This is a genomic window from Marinobacter alkaliphilus (assembly GCF_055394375.1).
This window is the reverse complement of the sequence record NZ_AP043751.1, coordinates 275,350-298,397: the sequence shown is the minus strand read 5'-3', so window position 1 is coordinate 298,397 and position 23,048 is coordinate 275,350. Positions and strand designations below refer to the sequence as shown.

The window sequence follows — 23,048 nt, the reverse complement described above, 5'->3', positions numbered from 1 at the left end:
AGACTCAGTAAGCCGGCTGCTTATGCGGCCGGCTCTCGGTGGGGCTCAGATGCCAGTCTGGCGCTCGCGGATTTCCGCCAGGGTCTTGCAGTCAATGCACAGTGTAGCCGTCGGGCGAGCCTCCAGGCGACGAATGCCGATCTCCACGCCGCACTGATCACAGAAACCGTAGTCGTCTTTGTCGATGCGGTCGATGGTCTGGTCAATCTTTTTGATCAGCTTGCGCTCACGATCCCGGGTGCGCAGTTCCAGGCTGAATTCTTCTTCCTGGGTTGCACGGTCACTGGGATCCGCGTAATTTGCGGCGTCTTCCTGCATGTGATGCATGGTGCGGTCCACTTCTTCCATCAGCTCCTGTTTCCATTGAAGGAGCAGATTTTTGAAGTGCTGCAGCATGTCAGCACTCATGTAGTCTTCACCCTTTTTCATTTCATAAGGGGTGAAATTGGTAAAACGTTCGCGTGGTTGTTCTGCAGTGTTTGCCATTGAACCCGGCCTCTTGTTTGTACTACTACAAGAACGCTTTGCTTCCGCCGCGCCAGCACGGTTGCTGCGCGGTTTAACCCTGGATAAAAGCATTCGTCCTGAAACGGGAATTTGCGGAAAATAGCAGATTAGTCTCAGGGTGGCCAGCCTTGTGACAACGACTTTTTGCGGAGATCACATGAAGTTTGCTGAACCTTTGGTGGAAGGGCGGCTGATTCGCCGCTACAAACGCTTCCTTGCCGATGTGCGATTGCCCGATGGCGAGGAGGTAACGGCCCACTGCCCGAACACCGGCTCCATGCTGGGCTGCCAGCCCGATAACGCCAGGGTCTGGCTGAGCCGTAGCGATAATCCCAAGCGCAAGTTGAAGTACACCTGGGAGCTGGTGGAAACCGCCCCGGCGGTATTTGCCTGCGTGAATACCGCCCGTCCCAACGCCCAGGCACGGGAGGCCATTGAAGCCGGGCGGGTGCCGGAGCTGGCCGGTTACACAGAGTGCCGGGCAGAAGTGCGTTACGGTGATGAGAAAAGCCGGATAGATTTGTTGTTGTCGGGCCATCCGGCGCGGCCAGACGCCTGGGTTGAGGTGAAGAATGTCACGCTGGCGGACGGTTCAAGCGGCTATTTCCCGGATGCGGTGACCGAAAGGGGCCAGAAGCACCTTCGGGAACTGATGGCGCAGGTTGCAAAAGGCGACCGGGCGGTACTCTTCTTTGTGGTTAACCACACAGGAATCGAAAGGGTGCGCCCGGCGGATCATATTGATGCCCACTATGGCGAGTTGTTACGCCGGGCGAAGGCCGCCGGGGTCGAGGTGCTGGCTTATCGCGCCGCGCTGTCGGGAGCGGATGGCAACCCGGGAGGCAGGCTGGACCTGACCGAAGCGGTGCCGGTCAGTCTTCAAGCCTGATTTCGATCTGGTCACCGTTCTGGCGTACCTCCAGGGCGGTCAAGGCATCGCCCTGGCAAGGGCCCGCAATGCATTCACCGGTGCCGGGCTTGAACAACGCGCCGTGGGTAGAGCATTGGATAAACAGGTTGTCGGCGTCCATGAATTTGCCCGGCATCCAGTTCAGTTCGATGCCCAGGTGCGGGCAGATGTTCAGGTAGGCTTTCGGCTCGCTACCATCCAGAAACACAAAACCGGTCAGGGGCATGCCTTCCGGTTCACGGGCTTTCTGTTTCAGCCGGAATTCAATAAACCGGCCTGGAACCAGTTCCGTTGCCGGGCAAACGGTCTCCCAGGGATGGTTCTGTTCCGTCATTTTGGCAGCAGGGCGTAGCGCATGCGGGTGCCGTGGTTCAGTGACATCACGATTTCATCGGCCTCCAGGCGATGGGGGAAATAGCAGCCGGAGATCTTGGCGCTAGCGATGCTGGCACCCTCCATCCGGGATTTGGAAAAGTCGATGCCGCGCAGGTCGGCGCCCCGGAAGTAAGCGTGGCGCAAATCCAGCCCCTTGGCGTCGAGGCCGCGTAAATCCAGCCCCCGGAAGTCGCCATGGGCAAAACTGGGCAGGTCGCTCAGTTTTGCTTTCTCGGCATTGAACGCCTTGATGTCTTCGCTGCGCAGTATGTCATACAGCGGGTGATCAATCTGATGCAGTTCGTGTTCCTGAATGTCGTCCATCTCACACCTCGAATGGAATGATGCCAAGCGTACGCAGGTAAGTTTAGACGCTTTGGCTCGGTGGCAAGCCAAAGTGCTGCCGAATTCGGTCTGCAACTGCTTCTGCTACATGCTCCTGGTCGGTATGCAGGTGCACGGTGTGGGTTTTCTCCTCCACCGTCAGTGGCTCGAACCAGCGTTGCTGTGCATCCAGCAGGTCTTCGGTGGCTTCCGAGGCATCGCCTTTGCGTTTGCGCACCCACTCCCGCCTTAGCTGTTCCGGGGCCTCGCAGTGCAGCAGCGCAAAGGGCACGCCCTGGGCCTCGGCCACCTTGGCAAAGAGGGTGCGTTCGCGTTCTTTCAGGCAGGCGGCATCCACGATGACAGAAAGCCCGGAGGCCAGCAGGTCCTGGGCCAGATTGGCGAGGTGCTGGTAAGTCTGTTCGGTGACTTCCGGGCTGTACAGGTCCGTGCCAACGCCGGATTTGCTGTCGTCCAGCGGTCCAAGGCCGTGCAACCGCTTGCGCTCAACATCTGAGCGCAGCCTGATCAGGTTCAGCTCGCCGGCCATGGCGGCACTGACGCAGGTTTTGCCGCTGGCTGAAAGCCCGGTGGTGGCCAGCAGGTAATGGTTGGGGATCTCGCCGTAATCTTCCGCCAACTGGGCGTAATCCCGGTAGCGTTGCATCAGGCCGGCTTTTTCGCCCTCGCCCAGGCTGGGGTTAGCCATGGTGAACAAGGCAATCTTGGCCCGGACCATCGCCCGGTAAGCCTTGTAGAGCGGGAGCAGCGCCAAGGCTTCGAAATCGCCCCGGTATTCCAGATAGCTGTTCAGTACCAGGTTGGCCAGCAGCGGTTCACGGCGGGATTCCAGGTCCATCAGCAGAAACGCCAGATCGTTGATGACATCAATCCAGCGGAACGGCTCATTGAATTCGATGCAGTCGAACACCGTGACCTGATCGTTGAACACCGTAATATTGGCCAGGTGCAAGTCGCCATGGCATTCCCGCACCATGCCCTTGGCCCTGCGGCTGGCAATCAGCTCCCGGTGCCGCTCGAAGGTGGTCCGGGTCCATTCTTCCAGATTGTCCAGCTGCAGCAGCAGGGTGTTGTCGTCCAGCATCGGGCGAATCTGGTCGAAGTTTTCCTGCATCGCGGCGTACACCGCTTCCGGGGTGCCCAGGGGTTTATCTTCGGCAACGGCAGGCAAGCTATCGTGGAACTGCGCTACCTGGCGGGACAGGTTGGTGAGCATCTCCGGTGGCAGGTCACCGCGCTCCTGGCGCTTGTCGAACAGCTGGTCCTGGTCGAACTGGCGCATGCGGATGGCGTATTCAAAGGCTTCTCCCTCGCCGCCGATAACAGGTTGCTCCGGTGTGCCGGTAATGGGCAAAACGTCTTGGTATAGTTCCGAGGCCAGGCGGCTGTTGAGTCGGAGTTCTTCCTCGCAGAAGTGCTTACGGCGCGCCAGGGTGGAGAAGTCCAGAAAGCCGAAATCCATCGGTTTTTTGATCTTGTAGGCGTAGCTGCCGGTCAGTAACACCTGTGAAATATGGGTTTCAATGACCTGGAAGCCCTGTACCGGGTGGTCATACAGTGCCGGGTTTTGCAGTGCCTTGATCAGTGTTTCCGATGGGGTCGCGCTCACGGTGTGCTCCTGGTTCCCTGAACTCATTGATTTTTATCGCTCTGTTCTGATTGGCCTACTATAACGGGCGGATTACAGAAATAACACACAACAGACCTGCCGAAGGGGTCGCCCGCTTCGTTATAATCCGGCCATGACCAAATCTCGTTCCCCCCGTAAAAAATCGTCCAAATCCAGGCCAGCGGCCAAACGCAGCGGTTTCTGGCGTTTCATGTTTCGTGTCGGGGCCCTGGGCCTGGTGCTTCTGGCCGGCTGGATGGTGTACCTGGATGCGGTTGTAACCTCCCGTTTTGAGGGCCGCCGTTTTGAAGTGCCGTCCCGTGTCTACGCCCGGCCGTTGGAGCTTTATGATGGCGCGAGCGTGAGCGCGGCAGGCCTTGCCCGGGAGCTGGAATTGGCCGGCTACCGGGCCGGAGATGGCGTTCGGGCCGGGACTTATCAGCGAAATGGCGGGCGGTTTATGATCAGCGCCCGTGGTTTCAGGTTCCCCGATGGTGAAGAGCCCAGGCGCCGATTGTCATTGGTGGTGTCGGGAGACCGTGTTCAGTCGTTTTCGGTGGTCGCCGGCCCGGATTCCCCGATTGTCCGGCTGGAACCGGCCCAGATCGGCGGTATCTATCCCTCCCACCGGGAGGACCGGGTGCTGGTTCGGCTGGATGAGGTGCCGGAGTTGTTGCCCCTTGGGCTGATGGCGATTGAGGACCGACAGTTCTACGAGCATTACGGCGTTGCGCCCTTGTCTATTGCCCGGGCCATGCTGGCAAACATAAAGGCGGGGCAGATTGTGCAGGGTGGCAGTACCCTGACCCAGCAGTTGGTGAAGAACTTCTTCCTGACCCGCGACCAGACCCTGGTACGCAAGGGCAATGAAGCCTTGATGTCGATCCTGCTGGAATGGCATTACGAGAAAGACGACATTCTGGAAACCTATCTGAACGAGGTCTACCTTGGCCAGGCAGGCAACCGCAGCATCAACGGCTTTGGCCTGGCCAGCCAGTTTTTCTTTGGGGAGCCCCTGAAAGATCTGGACGTTCATCAGATTGCCCTGTTGATCGGCATGGTCAAAGGCCCCAGTTACTACAATCCGCGCCGACATCCGGAGCGCGCCAAGGCTCGGCGAGACCTGGTACTGACGGAAATGGCCGAAGCCGGGCTGATCAACGCTGACGAGTTGGCCCGAGCCACCCGCCAGCCCTTGGGGGTGAGCGCCCGGCCGTCCTATACCGACAACCGTTACCCGGCGTATATAGATCTGGTACGCCGGCATCTGGCGCGGGATTACCGGGAAGAAGACCTGCAAAGCGAAGGTTTGCGCATCTTCACGACTCTGGACCCAGCGGTTCAGGATGCGTCGGAAAAGGCGGTTCGCGATACCTTGCCGAGACTTGCCCGTGGTGACACCCGCGAGGCCCTGGAGGCGGCTCTGGTGGTCACCGCCAAGGACACCGGCGAGGTGTTGGCGCTGGTGGGCGGCAAAGACCCTGAGTTTGCCGGCTTCAACCGTGCCGTAGACGCCCGCCGGCCGATTGGCTCGCTGATCAAACCGTTTACCTACCTGGCAGCTCTGGAGCAGGCCGACCGGTATACCTTGATTACGCCGGTACAGGATCGCGCGTTTACCCTGGAGTTTGACGACGGCCGGTTGTGGCAGCCCAAGAACTTTGATAGTGAGGAGCGTGGCGAAGTGCCCCTGCACCTGGCCCTGTCCCGGTCCTACAACCTCCCGGCAGTGCGGGTAGGGCTGGATGTCGGCATCCCGCGCGTGCAGGAAGTGTTAAGGGCGTTTGGGGTGGCCACACCGATTTCGGACTATCCCTCGCTGCTGCTTGGCTCCATGTCGTTGGCGCCGGTGGAAGTAGCCCAGCTCTACCAGGGGCTGGCTACCTCCGGTTTCAACACACCCTTGCGGACCATCCGGGAAGTGACCGATGCCCGCAACGAGCCGTTATCGCGCTATAACCTGAAAGTCGACCGGGTTGCCGACCCCGCTGCGGTGCACCTGGTGCAGTACGCCATGCAGGAAACCATGCAGGAGGGCACCGGCCGCTCAGCTTATCGGACCCTGCCAGATCGACTGACACTGGCTGGGAAGACCGGTACAACAGACCAGGGTCGGGACTCCTGGTTCGCCGGGTTCAGTGGTGATTATCTGGCGGTGGCCTGGGTGGGGCGTGACGATAACGGCCCCACGGTATTGACCGGCGCCTCTGGCGCCTTGCCGGTGTGGTCTGCAATGATGGCGCAGTTGCCACAGCATGGCTTTTCACCGGTCATGCCGGACGGTGTCCAGTATCATTGGGTCAATGCCCGGGAGCAGGCATTGACGGGAGAGCGGTGTGAGGATGCCCGTCTGGTGCCATTTATCGCCGGCAGTGAGCCCCGGCAGCGCCTGGACTGCGAAGGGCAGTTCGGCCGGCAAATACGCAGTTGGTTTGAAGGATTGTTCCGATGAATAAAACAACGATTACCCGCGCCGGTTGCCTGGCTATGGCGCTGGGCCTTGCAGGCTGCGCCAGCGGCCCCGGCGGTGGCTCCATCTACGTACCTATGGGCGGCGATGATCGCTCGAGTGCGCCGGAACCGCCAAGAACCGCAGAACCGCAAGAAGAGTCTGAGCCCCGGGTATGGCGCAAGAGCGAGCAGCCCGAGGTGAGTGAGCCGGAGGCGCCCGCTACCCGCTCGCCCAGTTATCGGGAGTCCGGTGACGAACTGCCGGCCGCAGCGGTCAGCCTGATCCGTGATGCCGACCAGCGCCTGGCGCAGGGGGACTCTGCCGGCGCTGTCGCCCGTCTGGAGCGGGCACAACGCATAGCGCCGCGTTCCTCAGAGGTCTATTTCAAGCTGGCGGAAGCCTACGTGTCTGGTGGCAATCTGGGGGCGGCGGAACAGTTCACGCTGAAAGGTCTGTCGCTGGCGGGAAACGATTCGAGAATGCAGCGCTCGGGTTGGTTGCTGCTGGCGGATATTCGTCGGGCCAGGGGTAATGTGGCCGGGGCCGATCAGGCTGAGGCCCGTGCAGGAGCGTTGTGATAGAAGAGTGTCAGGAGAGCAAAGGCCGTCCCTGGCCTTTGCGTCAATGCAGCGCTATTAAGGCTGCAGCGGGATGGGGTCAGCCACGGTGGTTTCGCCAGCGATAACGTCGAGGGTCTGGGTACCCTCAAACTCGATCTCGTCGTCGGTCTCGTTATCATCCAGCTGGCAGCTGTAGCTGATGGTGTAGGTGCCTTCGGTGAGGAAGGCGGCGGTCCACTCATACAGGCTGCCATCTTCCTGCTCAGTGACCGAAACCACCATCAGCGGATTGAGGCCGTCCCGTTCGACGTTCAGGTCTACCGGTTCGTCAATCTCACCTTCGTAGACATAGACTGCACCTTCATAGTTCGGACTGCAGTCAAGCCGCTCCGGGTTTTCACTGCGAGCTTGCAGGATTGTGGTGTAATCCACCTCGCCCGTCAGCTGGCCCACCTCCAGGTTGTTGACCAGGCGAAGTACCGGCTTGAGCATGTAATCCGCCAGCGCCTTTCCGGGAGGGTTCACAATGGATTTGCGAACATCAAAATCGATGGTGAAGCTCTGGCTGGTGTCGGCGGCAACAACAAAACTGCCTTTGAGTTTCAGGCCGCTTTGCTCGCCGGAGGGCACCGCCAGGGTATAGCGGGCATCACCTTCGGATTCCTTGGTCACCCAAGACTGCTCAGTATCGACGATCAGGCGGATTTCCTCATACTCACCGGCAGGTACTTCCTCGTCGGTAATCAGAGGCTCGGTCACGCCGCCTTGCAGGGTGAGCAGGTCAATAATCCCGACTTCGTCCAGGCTGAACTCCTGCCACTGTCCATCCACCGGTTTGAGCCGGATCGCATTGAACGCCACGTTCACGCTGCTCAGATCCATGGTGGGAGCATCAGTGAGCCCCATGGATACCGTCCCTGTTTGCCCAGAAGAGAGGCTGCCGTCACCGCTCCCACCACAGGCGGCCAATGCGGCCGCAAGGGCGGAGACCGCGAAAACTTGGGTTGAACGCTTCATAAATCCTCCGGTTCGTATCCGTTTCGTTGTTTATCCGGCGTTGCAATCGCCAGTAATGACTTCACGATCCGGAATCGCTGCGAGTTCCCCTCGATTTGATTAATATTTACACATGAGTTGGTCATAATTCGCCGATAAGGGCAGGGCTGTTATAGACTGCGCGCTTCCGTAAACCGTCATCAGGCAGTACTTTTTGGCCATTCTTCCGTTTCGCCCATCCGCCCAAAAGCGATTTCAGCGCCTGGTGCAGCCGCACCTGACGGCGTTGCACAGCTTTGCCTATCGATTAACCGGTAGCCTTCAGGACGCCGAGGATCTGGTGCAGGATGTGGTGGTGAAGCTCTACCCGCGCCTGGATGAGCTGGAATCCGTGGATCAGCTTAGGCCGTGGTTAAACCGGGTGTTGTACCGTCAGTTCATCGATTCCGTCAGAAAGAAGGGGCGCCAGGCCGATCGTCCGGTGAGCGAATTGATGGAGGCGGATAGTCAGTCTGATTGGCTCGACAGCCAGATGTCGGACGATCAGTCGCCCGAGCTGGAGCTAAACAAAGAACGGCTTGGCCCAATGCTCGACCGGGCGCTGGAACAGATGTCACCGGACCAGCGCACCCTGCTGTTGCTTCACGATGTGGATGGCTGGCGCCAGGAAGATGTGGCGGAAGTGTTGGGCGTGCCCATCGGAACCGTCAAATCCCGGCTGCATCGCAGTCGGGCTGCCTTGAGGAAGCATCTTCAGTTGGCAATGGAACCGGATGATGATTCCGGGCGTCTGGAACATTGAGGTGATAACTATGTCCTGTCGGCAAATCCAATCACAATTGCCCGACTATGTTCGGGGCCAGCTGCCCGCCGATGAGTCGCAGGTGGTGCGCGTGCACCTGGAGAGTTGTGCTCCGTGCCAGCAGCACGAGGCGTTCGAGCGCTCGCTGATGTCCGAACTGGCTTCCCGCTGCAGGCTCCCAGAACCGTCGCCGGGCTTTGAAAACCGGGTGTTCGGCCAGCTCCCCGCGCAGGCTTCCAATCGCAAGGTTCATCTGGCCTGGGGCGGTGCCGTTGCGGCCGCACTGGTGCTGGGTCTGATGCTCGGCCAGGGGGGAGGTAAGCCCGGGCTTGAGCCGGAAGTGGCAGCCACGGACCTGACTGAAGAGGCGGCTCCATCAGAGATGGTGCCGGTGGAACGGACGGTACGGCTGGCCTTTAATGCGGGTGAAGCCCTGGATGATGTCACCTTGACACTGGATCTTCCGCCCCATGTAGAGTTGTCAGGCTTGCCCGGTCAGCATCGGGTCAGCTGGCAGGTAAGTCTTGTACAGGGCGACAACGTGCTGGAATTACCCCTGACGATTCTGTTTCCCGGCGCCGGCGAGTTGATTGCAGAACTCGATGCGAACGGCCGTCAGAAAGTCTTCAGGGCGATGGTGCCCCAGTACCCGAGCGATGATGGCCCGGCAGCCTCCAGCAGTCGGACCAATCACGAGGAGCCTGCAACATGAGCTTTTGTGAATCCTGGTGGCGGGCCAGCTCTTCCCGCTTGATGCTGGCGGCCGTGCTGGTAGTGAGCGCCCCTTTGGCGCTGGCTGACGACCTTGATGTGACCATGAGAATGGTGGACGACAGCGAAGATCTGACCGGTGCCGTTACCCGGGAAATACGCTTGCCGGAGCTGCCTGGCTTGCGTCGCCATGAGCGCGGTAATACCTTGGCGCCAGGCAGGGAAACGGCAGAGGACGCCAGAGAGCGGGGGCGGGATTTTGGCCAGTCTGTCTCTGAACGTGCCCGGGAAGGTCGGGGTGGAAAACCGGAGATCGGGCGCGACAGTCTGCCTGAAACCGTACGGGATCTCGACGAACTGAGGCCTGAGCTACCTTCACCACCGTCACGGCCCTGACCTGTTATCTGTGTTAACCTCAGTGCTCGCCCGGAACGGGGCTGCCCCGGCCGGTTTCGTTGATGTCGAGCCTGAGGTTTTCGGTTGTTCAAGACCCTTCGTTTCGTGGGCCTGTTGGCCATCTCCGCTGTCGTTGTTGCCGAGCCGGATCAATCCGCGCAGCAGGCCATGGCCCTTGGCATTGAGCAGTTTCAACAGGGCGACTATCCCGCCGCACGGCAGCAGTTTGAAGCGGCCAAGGCGCTGGGTTACGACAGCCCGGCACTGACCTACAACCTGGCGGTTACCTATTATAAAACCGGTGACTACCCGGCCGCCGAAGCTCTCTTTTCCCGTTTGTTGGAAGGGCCGAATCAGGCTCTTGCCCGTTACAATCTTGGCCTGGTTGCCTTGGCGGATGGCCGATCGGCCGTGGCTGAACGCTGGTTTCAGGAATCCGCAAGTCAGGAAGCACCAGAAACCATCCGTGAGCTGGCACAGCGGCAACTGGCCAAACTGGCCGAAGACGCCCCCTCCGACTCGTCCTCGATGAAATCGATAGCCCAAGGGTACTTGGCTACCGGGCTTGGCTACGACAGTAATGTGGCCGGCGTTCCCGACGACTCGCCGAGCGATAGAGGCAGTTTTTACGCCGAGCTGGTGGCGGCGGGCACTCTGAGCCAGCCGGTGACCGAAGATTGGCGGGTGGTTTGGGATGGTGTCATCTATGGTCAGGATTATACTCGCGGCCGGGCGGACGACACCTCTGTGCTTCAGGCCCGAGCGGCCGGGGTACGTCGCTTTGACCAGTGGGAACTCGGCCTGCGCGCCGGTGTATCACGGGCCTGGCTAGGCAGTGATGAACTGGAAACCCGTATAGGCCTGAGCCTGTTCGGCCGCTCTGGTGTGTGCCCGTTATCTGACTGGCTGGCCAGCTGTTCATGGTCGGTGTCAGCGGATCAGGTGAATGGCGGCCCGGATTACGCCGCCTATGATGGCCAGTGGTACCAGTTTGAAGCCCGTGCCGAACAAAACTTTGATTGGCTACTTGTTGAAGGGTTCTATCGTTGGCAGCGCAATCACCGTAAAGACTTTCAACAGGACGAGTTTTTCGCCAGCGTATCCCCGATCCATCATGAACTGGGCGTTGAGGCGATTTATCCGGTTGGGTCGGCTCTTTCGGTAGGGGCGGAGGTTGCCGTGCGGCACAGTCGTTACGAAGATCCACACCAATGGTTCGAACAAGGCACACTGATCACTCAGCGGCGCCGGGATGTGCGGCGGGAATTCGGGCTGATGGCAGAGTACGCAATCAGTCGGCAGTGGCTGGTGCGTAATCAGTGGCTGTACCGGAATCAGGATAGCCGGATTGACCGGTACGACTACCGTCGTCACACCTACACGGTATCTCTGGAGGGGGTGTTCTGAAAACCATCAGCCCTGGCCTGATATGGCCAGAGCTGACAAGACGACCCTGTTACAGGGTCGCCATGACTTTCCGTGCGGCTGCCAGGGTGAACTCAATGTCTTCATCGCTGAGGGCCGCTGTAGTAAAGCCCGCTTCGAATGCCGAGGGCGCAAGGTAGATGCCTTCTTTCAGCATTCCCTGGAAGAACTTCTTGAAACGTTCCACATCGCACGCCATCACCTGTTCGAAGGTGGTCACCGAGGGCTCATCGGTGAAGAAAAAGCCGAACATGGCGCCAGCGGACTGGACGGTCAGTGGGATGCCGGCTTCGTCGGCGGCGGCTTTCAGTCCGTCGCGTACCTTGTTGGTTTTTTCTGTCAGCTTGTCATGGAAGCCGGGCTCAGAAATGGCATTCAGGGTGGTCAGGCCCGCGGTCATGGCCAGGGGGTTGCCGCTCAGGGTGCCGGCCTGGTAGACCGGACCCAATGGAGAAATGTGCTCCATGATTTCCCGCTTGCCGCCAAAAGCACCCACCGGCAAGCCGCCACCGATCACTTTGCCCAGGGCGGTCAGGTCCGGCTTAACGCCGTAGAAGCCTTGGGCACCGCCGAGTGACACCCGGAAGCCGGTCATTACTTCGTCAAAAATCAGCACCGTGCCGTGTTCATCGCAGACTTCCCGCAGCCCTTCCAGGAACCCGGGTACCGGCGGAATGCAGTTCATGTTGCCGGCAACAGGTTCGACAATAATAGCTGCCACCTGATCGCCGATGTCCTTGAAGGTCTCACGTACCTGATCGATGTCGTTGTAGTTCAGGGTAATGGTGTGTTCTGCCAGGCTGGCGGGAATGCCCGGGGAGTTGGGTACGCCCAGGGTGAGAGCGCCGGAGCCGGCCTTCACCAGCAGCGAATCCACGTGGCCGTGGTAGCAACCCTCAAACTTTACAATCTTGTCCCGGCCGGTGTAGCCACGGGCCAGGCGAATGGCGCTCATGGTGGCTTCGGTGCCGGAGTTGACCATGCGCACCAGTTCAATGGAGGGCACCAGTTCACACACCTTTTTCGCCATTTCGGTTTCGATGGCCGTAGGAGCGCCATAGCCCACACCCAGATCCACCTGGGCGTGCAGGGCCGCTTTAATGCGCGGGTCTGAGTGGCCAAGAATCATCGGGCCCCAGGAGCCGATAAAGTCGATGTAACGGCGGTCATCTTCGTCGTACAGATAAGCGCCTTCGGCATGCTTGAAGAAAACCGGAGTACCGCCAACACCGCGGAAGGCCCGCACCGGTGAATTTACGCCGCCCGGAATGTATTTCTGGGCCTGTTCGAATAGCGTTTCAGAGTGAGTCACGGATAGCTCCTGTCAGTTTGAAGATGAGAAAAGAGGGTGATGCCCGGCCACCAGCCGGGTAAAGGTTTCCGCTCTGTGCCGGATGTCCTCCGGAGTGCCACCAAACAGACCTCCCACTACCGCAATCAGGTCTGCGCCGGCACGGATCAGGGCTTCGGCGTTGTCGGTGGTGATGCCGCCAATCGCGGTAATCGGAAGCGCCAGCGCTCTGGCTTCCGTCAATACAGTCGTTTCTGCAGGTGGTGCACCGGGTTTGGTGGCCGAGTTGTAGAACCGGCCAAACGCCAGGTAGTCGGCCCCTGCCGCCTTGGCGTTGCGGGCAAGGTCCAACCGATGGTGGCAGGTAATGCCGATGATGGCCTCTGGCCCCAGAACACGCCGGGCGTTGGCCAGGGTGCAATCGTCCTGGCCCAGGTGCACACCCGCAGCGCCCACCCGCAGGGCCAGTTCCGGGTCATCATTGATCAGCAGGGGGACGTTGGCCTGACGGCAGAGAGCGTTCAGCTCTGTTGCCTGGCACAATCGCTCGGCACTGGTACCTGCCTTGTCGCGGTACTGTACCAGTGTCGCTCCGCCCTGCAATGCCGCTTCCACGGCAGCAATCAGCTGATCTGCCGGGGTCAGTACGTTATCGGTAATGGCATACAGGCCAGGTTTTAGCATCCGGTTCAGCGTTCCCACAGAATGCCCCGGTCGGGAACCCGTTGACCCTTGCCTACGTTCAGCGCGTGCAGAAGGGCGCGATGAACGTAGTTCTGCGCCTGGGAGATCGATGCCCTGGCCGATAGCCCGCTGGCGCGCCCGGCCGCGATGGCGGCCGCCAGGGTACAACCGGTGCCGTGGAACTCATTGGCGCCCACCCGCTCCACTTCCCAGTGCATGGGTTCCGGAGCATGGTTGTACAGGGTGTTGATGATGTGGATGCCTGTGCCGTGACCACCTGTGGCCAGAACCGATTGACAGCCGGCGTCAATGAGGTTTCGCGCGGCCTGGTCCGGGTCTTCGCTGCCACCCAACTGGGCCAGTTCAACGCCATTGGGGGTGATCATTTCCGCCCTGGGGAACAGCCGGGTTTTCATGGCTTGAACCAATGCTTCATCGGCAAGATCGCCGCCGCCAGCTGCCTTGATGACCGGGTCGACAATCAGCGGTAACTCCGGCTGGCTGTCGAGAAACTCCACCAGCACATCGACCACATCGGCATTGCCCAGGGCGCCGGTCTTGATGGCATGGATGGGCACATCTGCTGCCAGGCGCTGCAGTTGTTGCCGGATCAGCTCAGCGTTGACAGGCTCGGCGCCATACACGTTGTTGGTGTCCTGCACGGTCAGGCAGGTCAGCAATGGCAGGGGGTGCCCGCCAAGGGAAGTAATCGCCTGGATATCGGCCTGAATGCCAGCACCACCGGAGGGGTCCAGCCCTGACAGCACCAGAACATGGGGGCGGGTGTAGCTATTAATGGTTGCTCTCCTCAAAAGGGTTTTACAACAGCCAGAATGACCACCGCTAACAGAATGAATACCGGAACCTCGTTAAACCAGCGATAGAACACGTGGCTGCGGGTATTCTTGTCATCCCGGAAGACTTTCACCAGGTGGCCGCAATAGAAATGGTAGACGACCAGCAGCGCGACCAGAGCCAGTTTGGCGTGCATCCAGCCCATGCTGAAATAACCGGACACATTGTAACTGAGTAACCAGATTCCAAAGACCACCGTGGCGATCATTGAAGGTGTTGTTATGCCCCGGTACAGCTTGCGCTCCATGATCTTGAAGCGTTCGCGGCCCGGCTGGTCCTCACAGGCTGCATGGTACACGAACAGTCTGGGCAGATAGAAAATGCCGGCAAACCAGCACACCAGGGAAATGATATGAAACGCCTTGACCCACAACATCCATCAACTCCGTCGGTATTGGTAATAGCTTTCGATATCTGATTGAAGCACGACACCATAAACCCGCTGAATCATCGGGGCTACATGGCGTTGTACGTACAGTGCCTCAGCCTGGGTCGAGTCGAATTCGTTCAGGGCCTCTTCCAGGGTGGCTTGATATTGCACTGGGGCCACATCCCGCCGGTTGGCCGGGATTTCCATCAGGTCGACGGTGTCTGGGGGTGCGATGCCTTCTTCGGCAACCTGTTTTTCGGTGTCTTCAAGGTAGCGGGCAAGATCCACTGCCGGTAACAGAGCGGTTGGCCCGTTGCTGCCCTCGACCAGCAACCATTTGGGTTCCGACTTCAGTGCCTTGCGGGCTTCATCCGGAGTCAGCTCCCGATCCGTGCGCAAAATGCTCCGGTCCATGATCGCGCCCACAGACACTCGTCTTAACGCCTGGATCACTGGTGAATTCTGGTAACTCAGGCCCTGGTTTTTCAGAATGGTCAGGAACAGGGATTTTTTGCCGAAGGCTTCGCTGGTCACCAGGCTGGCGGTGGTGATGATCAGCATGCCGGGCAGAATGATGTTCGGGTTTCGAGTCAGTTCCATCAAGGCCATCAGAGCGGCCAGCGGTGCCTGTAGCACCGCCCCCATCATCGCCCCCATGCCCAGCATGGCGTAAAAGCCCACCGACGATGCCAGCTCGGGGAAGATCTGGGCGCCGATCAGCCCCATCGCTCCGCCAAGGGTCGCCCCCATGAAAATGGTTGGGCCGATCACGCCACTTGGCATACCAAGCCCGATAGACAACCCGGTAATCACCAGTTTTGCCACGCCCACGCCAAGCAGCAGCCAGAACCCCAACTCGCCGTGAATGGTTTCGCTGACCGTGTCGTAACCAATACCCATGGTTTCCGGAACCAGGATCGCAAACGGCACCATCAGCAGGCCAGCCACCGTGATACGGAGCAGTACCGGCCGGTGGTGATGGCGCCCCATGTTGTCCACCAGATGGATAAAGGCCGCTGCGGCAATTCCGATGATCACGGCAATCGCGAGGATCCATGGAATTTCCAGCAGAGAGTTCATAGTCAGTGCGGGCACGCTGAAGGCTGGCTCCGAGCCGTAGACAATCTGGGTAATGATGGCGGCACTGACCGCCGCCAGAATAATCGGCGTAAAGCCGGCAATGGTGTACTCCATCATCACCACTTCCATGGCGAAGATCACGCCGGCAATCGGCGTGTTGAAAGACGCCGAGATAGCGGCTGCACAGCCGCAGGCCACCAGGGTTCGTATGCTGTTGTTAGGCAGCCTCAGCCATTGCCCGAACAGGCTTGAAAACGCCGCGCCCAGGTGAACCGCAGGGCCCTCCCGGCCAGCCGACTGGCCGGATACTACGGTGGTAACCCCGGCAACAAACTGAACCATGGCGCTTTTGAACGATATGTAGCCCTGATGGTAGTTCAGGCGCTCCATAATGTGGACGATGCCCACCTTGCGATCGTGAATGGACAGTTTGTGCAACAGAATGCCCAGACCAACGGCGCCGGCCAGCGGCAGCAGCCCCCTGGTCAGAATATCCAGTTGCTCGAAGTTCTCTGAGCCCGCACCGGGCAGGAAATGTTCCAGCGGCCATTCAATGGCGAGCCGGAACAACAGAATCACCGCGCCGGTGACAATTCCGGACAACAGCCCAAGCACAGCCAGTTGTGGCAGTGCATCGACACCCGACAGTTTCCTCCGGAAAACGGGGATCAGGTTCTCAGTGATCTGTTGCCTGATGTTACGCATGAGCACCGGGTTCCGGGTCGATGGGCGGGTCCTTCAGAAGGATTCTGACAACATTGTAACCATGGGTCTGCAGGCTGCAATAAGTCCTTGGATTATCATGGTAGACTACCCGGGAATTCTGACCAGACCACGTTGGAGATGAGTGTGATTAAAATAGGCATCGTTGGGGGAACCGGGTACACCGGTGTTGAGCTGTTGCGGATTCTTGCCGTTCATCCGGACGCAGAAGTGAAATGCATCACTTCGCGCTCCGAGGCTGGTATGCCGGTGGCCGACATGTACCCTAATCTGCGAGGGCATTTTGACCTGGCCTTCTCGGAGCCTGATTCGGCGGTGCTGGCACAGTGCGACCTGGTGTTCTTTGCCACGCCTCACGGGGTTGCCATGCGCATGGTTCCGGAACTGATGGCCGCCGGCGTTCGTGTGGTAGACCTGTCTGCGGATTTCCGCCTGAAAGACCTGGATGTCTGGGCCCAGTGGTACGGTATGCCCCATGAAACACCGGAGTGGGCACAAAAAGCGGTTTATGGCCTGCCTGAGGTAGCACGTGACGCGATTCGCCAGGCCCAGTTGGTCGCCAACCCTGGTTGTTATCCTACGGCGGTGCAGCTTGGCTTCCTCCCCTTGCTCGAACAGGGGTTGGTAGACCCCAGCCGGCTGATTGCCGATGCCAAATCCGGTGCCAGCGGTGCCGGTCGCCAGGGCAACATCGGCATGCTACATGGTGAGATCGGTGAAAGCTTCAAGGCATACGGTGCCTCCGGGCATCGGCACCTGCCGGAAATTCGCCAGGGCCTGAGTCTGGCAGCTACCGGTCCGGTGGGCGTAACCTTCGTGCCGCACCTGGTACCGATGATTCGGGGTATCGAGGCCACCTTGTACGCGGAGCTGTCCGAGCCTGCGGATTTTGATCGGCTCCAGGCCCTCTACGAAGAGCGCTACGAGACCGAGCCATTTGTGGATGTCATGCCTTTTGGCAGTCACCCGGAAACCCGCAGTGTTCGCGGCGGCAACCAGTGCCGGATGGCATTGCATCGCCAGGAGCAGAGCAATGTGGTGATTGTTTCCTCGGTCATCGACAACCTGGTCAAAGGCGCTGCCGGGCAGGCAGTGCAGAACATGAATATCATGTTTGGTCTTGACGAAACCCAGGGCCTGAAAGCTCCGGCACTTCTTCCTTGAGGGCAAGACAAGGTGAGTGATACCCGCAAACCGAACGATGAGTATGTGGTGATCCGTCACCGGCCGGGCTACCGCCTGCGCCGGACGATGATCCTGCTGGCTTTTACCGTGGTTGCCGCCATCGCAGGTTACGCTGCTGGAATGGCGCAGGGCGGGTTCCGGTTTTCATCTGCTGAAGCTTCAAACGAACAGCTGGCGCAGGAATTGCGCAGTCTGCGGGATCAGTTCCGCACCGCGCGGCAGAATCTGGTGAATCTTGAGCGCGGGCGGGCGATTGACGAACAGGCGCTGCGGGAAGCCAGGAACACCATCGTTGGGCTCGAAACCCGAATATCGGAGTTGGAGGCAGACCTGACGTTCTATCGGAATATCATGGCGCCCTCAGAGACGAGCAAAGGGCTGCAGGTTGACAGCTTTACGCTGGCGTCCGCCCGTGGCGATAACACCTATCGGTTCAAGATGGTGCTAACTCAGGTTGGCAATAACAACAGTTTTATTGCCGGGCAGGTGGCCGTGAATATCATAGGCCGGTTGGACGGTGAGAAAGAAGTGATTGCCTTGCGCGATCTGTCCGACGACATCGAGGATCTGGGGGTCAGGTTCCGGTTTCGGTACTTCCAGGATGTAGAGGGTACCTTGAACCTTCCCCAAGGCTTTGAGCCCTACGAAATCCAGGTGGTGGCACAGGCGCAGGGGCGGAATGCCTCACAGGCAGAACGAACATTTGATTGGGCACAGTTAACTGGGAGCTGATACATGCTGGGCAAGAAAAAACAGAAACCGCGCCGTTCCGTTGGCCATTTCGATACCTTGATTTCATCCAGAACAACCATTGAGGGTGATGTACGCTTTTCGGGCGGCTTGCACGTGGATGGCAAAATCAAAGGTCGGGTGCTGGCGGAAGAGGGCAGTGACGCTGTGGTCCGGCTGTCGGAAGTGGGTGAAATCACCGGCGATATCACTGCGCCACACATTATTATCAATGGCAAGGTGAACGGTGACGTGCGCGCCACCAGCCACCTCGAACTGGCAGAGAACGCTGCCATTAACGGTAACGTATACTATCGTCTTATCGAGATGGCCATGGGGGCATCCGTGAACGGTAATCTGGTTCGTCAGGATGAAACCAGCGGCCTGCTGACTCACGATAAAGAGTCTGTGCTAAGTGCGGAGTCAGAGGGTGAGGGTAAATCCGAATAGTTGACTGTTTTAGTCGGGAATACCATAATCCTCTGACCGCTTTATCTCCCGGAGGCATACCTTGAGTGTAGTTCAACAGCAAATAGCCACACCGTTGTTCTTCAGCGACAGCGCTGTTGCCAAGGTTCGCGAGTTGATCGAGGAAGAGGAGAATCCTGATCTCAAACTGCGGGTGTTCGTAACAGGTGGCGGTTGTTCGGGGTTCCAGTACGGATTTTCGTTCGACGAGAATCAGGAAGACGACGATACCGTCATAGAGCGGGATGGAGTAAAGCTGTTGGTTGATTCCATGAGCTACCAATACCTCGTAGGCGCCACCATTGATTATCAGGAAGGCCTTCAGGGTTCACAGTTTGTGGTTCAGAATCCAAACGCCAGCTCCACCTGCGGTTGCGGCAGTTCGTTTTCCATCTGAAGCCTCAAGCCGGGTAAATTGCGCCCAACACCCGCGGGCCTCTGGCGCCGGTTACCTCAGGCAGGTTTCCCGGCTGGCCTTCAAGGGTTTGTCTGGCCAGCCAGGCAAATGCCACTGGCTCTACCCATTGCGGGTCCAACCCCAGATCAGCCGTTGTGGTCAGCGCTACCGACCCCAGTCCAACTCTGAGTTCATTCATCATTAACCGGTTGAACGTTCCGCCGCCGCAGGCGTAAACCGTCATGTTGGCGGACTCTTGTGGCAACTGCTTCAGAACGGTAATCACCGTCAGTTGTAAGAGGGTCCGTTGAACGTCTTCTGCAGCCAGATCGGGGAACCGCTGCAGGTGGGTACGGATCCAGTCAAGGTTGAAGCGCTCCTTGCCGGTGCTTTTCGGAGCTGGCTTGCTGAAATAGGCGTCGGAAAGCATGCTGCTCAACAGCTCCGAATGCACAGCGCCCTCGCTTGCCAGGTGTCCGGATTCATCATAGTGACGCCCGGTCTGGTCCAGGCACCAGGCATCAAGCAAGGCATTTGCCGGGCCGGTATCAAAACCGACCACGGGTTTTCGTCCGGCTGCGGGAAGCCAGGTGATATTGGCGATGCCTCCGAGGTTCAGAATACAGCGGTCCTGCTCGTCCGAGGTAAACAGCCATTGATGGAAGGCCGGAACCAGTGGGGCGCCCTGACCACCTGCGGCCAGGTCTCTGCTGCGAAAATCCGAGACCGTGGTCAGTCCGGTGCTTTCCGCAATACAGGCGGCATTGCCAATCTGAAGTGAGAAGGGGGCAGGGCCGGCAGGTTGGTGGCGTACTGTTTGCCCGTGACTGCCAATGCCCTGAATATCCCGGAGTTTCAGGCCGGAGCGCCGGATCAGTTCCTTTGCGGTATGACCAAAGTGGTGGCCCACCAGTGTGTCCAATTCACCGAGTTCGTCAGTGTCTGACTGGTTTCGGGTGGCCAGCAGGAGCCTTTGTCTGAGTGGTTCAGGGTAGGGTAGCGAAAGCGTGGAATGAATATCCAGATGCCGGCCAGTGAAAGACACCAGCACCGCGTCAACCGCGTCCATGCTGGTGCCTGACATCAGGCCGAGCCAGTAGGTCATAATCAGTTGTCCGATGCCAGAGCCAGTTGGCGACCACTTTCGCGGAAACCATTGAACTGCGCCAGCCGCTGCTCGGTGAATTGGCGAAATCTTGCCATTTCAGCGCTTGGTACGGGCTTGGCGTCGGGCAGTTTCACGGTACGGGAGTTCTTGGCAACGCCATTCACCCGGAACTCGTAATGCAGATGAGGGCCGGTCACCATTCCGGACGAGCCAACATAGCCAATGGTGTCTCCCTGTTTTACCCGTGTGCCATTCTTGATGCCTTTACCCAGTCGGCTCATATGAGCATACAGGGTGGTGATATTGTCGCCATGCTGCAAAACCACGGTGCGGCCATAGCCGCCTTTCCAGCCGGCAAACTGCACTCGCCCACTGCCGGCTGCCTTGATCGGCGTGCCCGGGGGCGCGGCATAGTCGGTTCCCTCGTGGGGTCTGACCACGTCCAGCACCGGGTGTCGGCGTTGCAGGTTGAAGGGCGATGACACGCGGGCGTTGATTGGAACTCTCAGGAACGCCTTACGCATACTTTTGCCTTCCGGCGTGTAATAGTCACTCTCGCCGTTTTTGTCTGTATACAGCAGAGCCACATTCTCAGTACCGCGGTTGATGAAACGTGCGGAAAGAATCCGGCCGGTATCAAATTGTTTACCGTCGATGTACAGCTCTTCGTACACTACCTCAAAGCTGTCACCCTTGCGGACATCGTAGACAAAGTCGATGTCCCAACCGAAGATCCCGGCCAGTTCCATGGTGAGCCGGTCATTCAGTCCTGCGTCCCTGGCAGCAAGATAGAGGGAACCGTCAATGACGCCGGCGGCAAATGCCGGGCGCGGCTCCGGTTTGCGAACTTCTGTGTTGCCAAGGAAGCCGTTGTCGGTCTTTGAGATCTTGAGAGTTTCCAGGCGGCTGCGTTGCAGCTCCACGGCCACTAGCTGCCCCTCACTGTCAACACCGAAGCGAATGTCTTCCCCGGCGTAAAGGCGCTGAAGCTTGCCTGCTTCGCCTTCACCATGAATGACCGACAGCATGATGCCATCGTTGAAACCTGCTTTGCGAAACAGCGAAGACAGTGTGTCGCCGGACTTTACACGAAATTCCTGCCAGTCGACCTTCGGGACATCGGGTTTCGCTGTGCGCCCGGCCTGAGCGATTGGTTCGCCGGCACTTTGCGCTTTGTCCTCTGAGGGCTGAGTGTCGGTGGCTTCCTGTGTCTGGGCGGGCCTGGTGTCTTTCGATGCCGCGCCAGACGCCAGGCCCTCTTCGAGGTCAATGGTGTAGGACATGCGCTTGGCTTCGACGTCAGCGCTGGGGCTCATCAGCACAGCGGCAGAGACAACAATCGTCGCTGCTGCTGCCAGAGTAATATGTGTTTTGGGGAATGTTTTAAGCACGTGGCTCACCCGTTTTCATCGGTATTCCAGCAAGTTGTACTAGCTAATTAAAGCGCTAGATCAAGTAAAGTCAAACAGATTACCGCATCTGACATTATCAGGACAGTGTCGAACATTACGGTTGAGCGGGTGTCTGGTCGTACAAAACTGCCTGCCGCTGGTATAATGCCGGTCCTTTTATTGCTCGGTTTGGTTGAAAACTGAGCAGTCACACTTTAGCAAGGGTGTCGGTTAAACACAGATTTGTTTTGTTGAGGTCTGTAACTGCCGCCGGCAAACCCTGACACCAAGTCAAACTGGGGACGAAAGGTTCATGGCAACAATTGAGGAAGCGTTGGCCGTTATCAAGCGCGGTATTGACGAGCTGATTCCCGAAGAGGATTTGATTGCAAAGCTTAAAGAAGATCGGCCGCTGAGGATCAAGGCGGGTTTCGATCCGACCGCACCTGATTTGCACCTCGGCCACACCGTGCTAATCAACAAGCTTCGCCAGTTCCAGGATCTTGGCCATGAAATCATCTTCCTTATTGGTGACTTCACGGGAATGATCGGCGATCCAACCGGAAAAAGCGCAACCCGTCCTCCTTTAACAGAAGAGCAGGTGCGCAAGAACGCCATTACCTATAAAGAGCAGGTGTTCAAGATTCTGGACCCGGAGAAAACCCGGGTTGTATTCAATTCCGAATGGATGAGCCAGATGAATGCCGCGAGCATGATCCAGCTCGCGGGTCAGTATACGGTTGCACGGATGCTCGAGCGTGATGATTTCACCAAGCGTTACAGAGCTGAGCAGCCAATTGCCATTCATGAGTTCCTGTATCCGCTGATTCAGGGCTACGACTCCGTAGCGCTTGAAGCTGATGTGGAGCTCGGTGGTACTGACCAGAAGTTTAATTTGCTGATGGGGCGGATTCTCCAGAAGCATTATGGTCAGGCGCCCCAGGCCATTATTACCGTTCCGATTCTTGAGGGGTTGGACGGTGTGCAGAAGATGTCCAAGTCGTTGGGCAACTATGTTGGGGTTAGTGATTCACCCGGAGAGATGTACACCAAGCTGTTGTCGATGCCGGATGAGTTGCTGTGGCGTTACTTCGAATTGCTGAGTTTCCGGCCGATGGCGGAAGTGGAACAGTTCCGTGCTGAGGTAGGAGCTGGTGCCAACCCGCAGGACTATAAAAAACTCCTGGCTGAAGAGCTGATTACTCGCTTCCATGACGAAGAGGCCGCGAAAACCGCTCACAAGTCTGCCGGCAACCGGGTTGCGCTTGGGGAGATTCCGGAAAACGTGCCACTGGTAGAAGTCTCTCTCGAGGGGCAGGATGAAATGCCGATGGCAGCCGTCCTTCGCCTGGCTGGGCTGGTAAAGAATGGCGCTGCTGCTAGAGATGTTCTTGGTCGTGGTGCTGTCTATATAGATGGCAAACAGTTTGAAGGTGATCGCAGGTTTGTCAAAGGTGATGATTGCGTTGTCCAGGCGGGTAAAAAGAAGATTGCCCGGGTGGTCATTGTCGAGTGAAGAGAGGCTGGTTGCGACCAATTTGAAAAAATTTCAGATTGGTCGTTGACTCCTCAGCAGAGGTCTGTAGAATGCGCATCTCGCTTGAGGGGCTGGCCACTGAGAAGAGGCAAAACCTCAGCGATAACTGCTTGAAAGCACTGAAGAAAAAGTTCGAAAGATT

At 58.5% G+C, this 23,048-nt stretch carries 24 protein-coding genes; 12 read left to right on the top strand and 12 right to left on the bottom strand.

Going from position 1 to position 23,048, the window contains the following annotated elements; translation table 11 throughout:
• Positions 1 to 45: 45 nt before the first annotated feature.
• On the bottom strand, positions 46 to 486 hold the full coding sequence (dksA, locus tag ACZ5Q2_RS01425) for an RNA polymerase-binding protein DksA (RefSeq protein ID WP_058090703.1): 441 nt from the start codon (positions 484 to 486) through the stop codon (positions 46 to 48).
• Positions 487 to 664: 178 nt separating this feature from the next.
• Between dksA and sfsA the strand changes: the two genes are divergently transcribed.
• Positions 665 to 1,396 (top strand): DNA/RNA nuclease SfsA, encoded by a 732-nt coding sequence (gene sfsA, locus ACZ5Q2_RS01420; RefSeq protein ID WP_061333544.1) that lies wholly within the window; start codon positions 665 to 667, stop codon positions 1,394 to 1,396.
• On the opposite strand, the gene ACZ5Q2_RS01415 is transcribed toward sfsA, so the two are convergent.
• Genes ACZ5Q2_RS01415 through ACZ5Q2_RS01405 form a run of 3 tightly spaced genes read right to left on the bottom strand, consistent with a single transcriptional unit; the run spans position 1,380 to position 3,746 of the window.
• Positions 1,380 to 1,751, bottom strand: a complete 372-nt coding sequence (locus ACZ5Q2_RS01415; protein WP_061333545.1) for a Rieske (2Fe-2S) protein — start codon at positions 1,749 to 1,751, stop codon at positions 1,380 to 1,382. The two genes, sfsA and ACZ5Q2_RS01415, sit on opposite strands and share 17 nt — an antisense overlap.
• Positions 1,748 to 2,116 carry a pentapeptide repeat-containing protein gene (locus ACZ5Q2_RS01410; RefSeq protein ID WP_061333546.1) on the bottom strand — a complete coding sequence of 123 codons (369 nt, stop codon included), beginning with the start codon at positions 2,114 to 2,116 and terminating at the stop codon, positions 1,748 to 1,750. Before ACZ5Q2_RS01410 ends, ACZ5Q2_RS01415 begins: the two co-directional genes overlap by 4 nt.
• Positions 2,117 to 2,159: 43 nt before the next feature.
• Positions 2,160 to 3,746, bottom strand: coding sequence for a bifunctional aminoglycoside phosphotransferase/ATP-binding protein (locus ACZ5Q2_RS01405; RefSeq protein ID WP_197463884.1), 1,587 nt, complete (start codon positions 3,744 to 3,746; stop codon positions 2,160 to 2,162).
• 133 nt (positions 3,747 to 3,879) lie between these two features.
• Here ACZ5Q2_RS01405 and mrcB point away from each other — a divergent pair, with 133 nt between their 5' ends.
• Together mrcB and ACZ5Q2_RS01395 are read left to right on the top strand one after the other, a co-directional pair.
• Positions 3,880 to 6,198 carry a penicillin-binding protein 1B gene (gene mrcB / locus ACZ5Q2_RS01400; protein ID WP_432210528.1) on the top strand — a complete coding sequence of 773 codons (2,319 nt, stop codon included), beginning with the start codon at positions 3,880 to 3,882 and terminating at the stop codon, positions 6,196 to 6,198.
• The gene (locus ACZ5Q2_RS01395; protein WP_061333549.1) at positions 6,195 to 6,776 is read left to right on the top strand and encodes a tetratricopeptide repeat protein; all 582 of its coding nucleotides are present in this window, start codon (positions 6,195 to 6,197) and stop codon (positions 6,774 to 6,776) included. The genes mrcB and ACZ5Q2_RS01395 overlap by 4 nt, the downstream gene beginning before the upstream one ends.
• Before the next feature lie 57 nt (positions 6,777 to 6,833).
• Here the strand turns inward: ACZ5Q2_RS01395 and ACZ5Q2_RS01390 are convergent, their stop codons facing one another.
• Complete coding sequence (locus ACZ5Q2_RS01390; protein WP_432210529.1) at positions 6,834 to 7,664, bottom strand: DUF4382 domain-containing protein; 831 nt, start codon at positions 7,662 to 7,664, stop codon at positions 6,834 to 6,836.
• 304 nt (positions 7,665 to 7,968) lie between these two features.
• Here ACZ5Q2_RS01390 and ACZ5Q2_RS01385 point away from each other — a divergent pair, with 304 nt between their 5' ends.
• The 4 genes from ACZ5Q2_RS01385 to ACZ5Q2_RS01370 all read left to right on the top strand — a co-directional run bounded on the left by ACZ5Q2_RS01385 (position 7,969) and on the right by ACZ5Q2_RS01370 (position 11,070).
• Complete coding sequence (locus ACZ5Q2_RS01385) at positions 7,969 to 8,556, top strand: RNA polymerase sigma factor (protein WP_082780644.1); 588 nt, start codon at positions 7,969 to 7,971, stop codon at positions 8,554 to 8,556.
• A 10-nt stretch (positions 8,557 to 8,566) separates the two neighbouring features.
• A complete protein-coding gene (locus ACZ5Q2_RS01380; RefSeq protein ID WP_227510288.1) occupies positions 8,567 to 9,268 on the top strand; it encodes an anti-sigma factor family protein in 702 nt (233 codons plus the stop codon).
• Positions 9,265 to 9,663, top strand: a complete 399-nt coding sequence (locus ACZ5Q2_RS01375) for a hypothetical protein (RefSeq protein ID WP_061333551.1) — start codon at positions 9,265 to 9,267, stop codon at positions 9,661 to 9,663. The genes ACZ5Q2_RS01380 and ACZ5Q2_RS01375 overlap by 4 nt, the downstream gene beginning before the upstream one ends.
• A gap of 84 nt (positions 9,664 to 9,747) precedes the next feature.
• The gene (locus ACZ5Q2_RS01370; protein ID WP_061333552.1) at positions 9,748 to 11,070 is read left to right on the top strand and encodes a tetratricopeptide repeat protein; all 1,323 of its coding nucleotides are present in this window, start codon (positions 9,748 to 9,750) and stop codon (positions 11,068 to 11,070) included.
• Positions 11,071 to 11,119: 49 nt separating this feature from the next.
• Here the strand turns inward: ACZ5Q2_RS01370 and hemL are convergent, their stop codons facing one another.
• From hemL to ACZ5Q2_RS01345, 5 genes are read right to left on the bottom strand one after another with little or no spacing between them, the layout of a single operon-like run.
• A complete protein-coding gene (hemL, locus tag ACZ5Q2_RS01365) occupies positions 11,120 to 12,400 on the bottom strand; it encodes a glutamate-1-semialdehyde 2,1-aminomutase (RefSeq protein ID WP_061333553.1) in 1,281 nt (426 codons plus the stop codon).
• A 12-nt stretch (positions 12,401 to 12,412) separates the two neighbouring features.
• Positions 12,413 to 13,063, bottom strand: a complete 651-nt coding sequence (gene thiE, locus ACZ5Q2_RS01360) for a thiamine phosphate synthase (RefSeq protein ID WP_227510289.1) — start codon at positions 13,061 to 13,063, stop codon at positions 12,413 to 12,415.
• Positions 13,064 to 13,068: 5 nt separating this feature from the next.
• On the bottom strand, positions 13,069 to 13,875 hold the full coding sequence (gene thiD, locus ACZ5Q2_RS01355; RefSeq protein ID WP_227510290.1) for a bifunctional hydroxymethylpyrimidine kinase/phosphomethylpyrimidine kinase: 807 nt from the start codon (positions 13,873 to 13,875) through the stop codon (positions 13,069 to 13,071).
• Positions 13,872 to 14,294, bottom strand: coding sequence for a protoporphyrinogen oxidase HemJ (hemJ, locus tag ACZ5Q2_RS01350; RefSeq protein WP_061333554.1), 423 nt, complete (start codon positions 14,292 to 14,294; stop codon positions 13,872 to 13,874). Before hemJ ends, thiD begins: the two co-directional genes overlap by 4 nt.
• Positions 14,295 to 14,297: 3 nt before the next feature.
• Positions 14,298 to 16,073, bottom strand: coding sequence for a chloride channel protein (locus ACZ5Q2_RS01345; RefSeq protein WP_061333555.1), 1,776 nt, complete (start codon positions 16,071 to 16,073; stop codon positions 14,298 to 14,300).
• A 144-nt stretch (positions 16,074 to 16,217) separates the two neighbouring features.
• On the opposite strand from ACZ5Q2_RS01345, the gene argC reads away from it, so the two are divergent.
• The 4 genes from argC (at position 16,218) to erpA (ending at position 18,870) form a co-directional block, all read left to right on the top strand.
• Positions 16,218 to 17,255, top strand: coding sequence for an N-acetyl-gamma-glutamyl-phosphate reductase (gene argC, locus ACZ5Q2_RS01340; RefSeq protein ID WP_061333567.1), 1,038 nt, complete (start codon positions 16,218 to 16,220; stop codon positions 17,253 to 17,255).
• 12 nt (positions 17,256 to 17,267) lie between these two features.
• A complete protein-coding gene (locus tag ACZ5Q2_RS01335) occupies positions 17,268 to 18,008 on the top strand; it encodes a DUF6776 family protein (protein WP_061333556.1) in 741 nt (246 codons plus the stop codon).
• A 3-nt stretch (positions 18,009 to 18,011) separates the two neighbouring features.
• A complete protein-coding gene (locus tag ACZ5Q2_RS01330; protein WP_061333557.1) occupies positions 18,012 to 18,455 on the top strand; it encodes a bactofilin family protein in 444 nt (147 codons plus the stop codon).
• Between the two features lie 61 nt (positions 18,456 to 18,516).
• Entirely contained in the window at positions 18,517 to 18,870 is a 354-nt protein-coding gene (gene erpA, locus ACZ5Q2_RS01325) for an iron-sulfur cluster insertion protein ErpA (RefSeq protein ID WP_061333558.1), read from the top strand.
• Positions 18,871 to 18,874: 4 nt separating this feature from the next.
• Here the strand turns inward: erpA and ACZ5Q2_RS01320 are convergent, their stop codons facing one another.
• Positions 18,875 to 19,975 carry an anhydro-N-acetylmuramic acid kinase gene (locus ACZ5Q2_RS01320; protein WP_061333559.1) on the bottom strand — a complete coding sequence of 367 codons (1,101 nt, stop codon included), beginning with the start codon at positions 19,973 to 19,975 and terminating at the stop codon, positions 18,875 to 18,877.
• A gap of 2 nt (positions 19,976 to 19,977) precedes the next feature.
• Positions 19,978 to 21,369 carry an OapA family protein gene (locus tag ACZ5Q2_RS01315; RefSeq protein WP_061333568.1) on the bottom strand — a complete coding sequence of 464 codons (1,392 nt, stop codon included), beginning with the start codon at positions 21,367 to 21,369 and terminating at the stop codon, positions 19,978 to 19,980.
• A 313-nt stretch (positions 21,370 to 21,682) separates the two neighbouring features.
• On the opposite strand from ACZ5Q2_RS01315, the gene tyrS reads away from it, so the two are divergent.
• Positions 21,683 to 22,885, top strand: a complete 1,203-nt coding sequence (gene tyrS, locus ACZ5Q2_RS01310; RefSeq protein WP_061333560.1) for a tyrosine--tRNA ligase — start codon at positions 21,683 to 21,685, stop codon at positions 22,883 to 22,885.
• Positions 22,886 to 23,048 lie beyond the last annotated feature (163 nt).

Excerpts from the sequence above, each read along its gene's own strand:
- dksA (WP_058090703.1), bottom strand. The coding sequence starts at position 486 with ATGGCAAACACTGCAGAACAACCACGCGAACGTTTTACCAATTTCACC.
- sfsA (WP_061333544.1), top strand. The coding sequence starts at position 665 with ATGAAGTTTGCTGAACCTTTGGTGGAAGGGCGGCTGATTCGCCGCTAC.
- ACZ5Q2_RS01415 (WP_061333545.1), bottom strand. The coding sequence starts at position 1,751 with ATGACGGAACAGAACCATCCCTGGGAGACCGTTTGCCCGGCAACGGAA.
- ACZ5Q2_RS01410 (WP_061333546.1), bottom strand. The coding sequence starts at position 2,116 with ATGGACGACATTCAGGAACACGAACTGCATCAGATTGATCACCCGCTG.
- mrcB (WP_432210528.1), top strand. The coding sequence starts at position 3,880 with ATGACCAAATCTCGTTCCCCCCGTAAAAAATCGTCCAAATCCAGGCCA.
- ACZ5Q2_RS01395 (WP_061333549.1), top strand. The coding sequence starts at position 6,195 with ATGAATAAAACAACGATTACCCGCGCCGGTTGCCTGGCTATGGCGCTG.
- ACZ5Q2_RS01390 (WP_432210529.1), bottom strand. The coding sequence starts at position 7,664 with ATGGGGCTCACTGATGCTCCCACCATGGATCTGAGCAGCGTGAACGTG.
- ACZ5Q2_RS01380 (WP_227510288.1), top strand. The coding sequence starts at position 8,567 with ATGTCCTGTCGGCAAATCCAATCACAATTGCCCGACTATGTTCGGGGC.
- ACZ5Q2_RS01375 (WP_061333551.1), top strand. The coding sequence starts at position 9,265 with ATGAGCTTTTGTGAATCCTGGTGGCGGGCCAGCTCTTCCCGCTTGATG.
- thiE (WP_227510289.1), bottom strand. The coding sequence starts at position 13,063 with ATGCTAAAACCTGGCCTGTATGCCATTACCGATAACGTACTGACCCCG.
- hemJ (WP_061333554.1), bottom strand. The coding sequence starts at position 14,294 with ATGTTGTGGGTCAAGGCGTTTCATATCATTTCCCTGGTGTGCTGGTTT.
- ACZ5Q2_RS01345 (WP_061333555.1), bottom strand. The coding sequence starts at position 16,073 with ATGCGTAACATCAGGCAACAGATCACTGAGAACCTGATCCCCGTTTTC.
- ACZ5Q2_RS01330 (WP_061333557.1), top strand. The coding sequence starts at position 18,012 with ATGCTGGGCAAGAAAAAACAGAAACCGCGCCGTTCCGTTGGCCATTTC.
- ACZ5Q2_RS01320 (WP_061333559.1), bottom strand. The coding sequence starts at position 19,975 with ATGACCTACTGGCTCGGCCTGATGTCAGGCACCAGCATGGACGCGGTT.
- tyrS (WP_061333560.1), top strand. The coding sequence starts at position 21,683 with ATGGCAACAATTGAGGAAGCGTTGGCCGTTATCAAGCGCGGTATTGAC.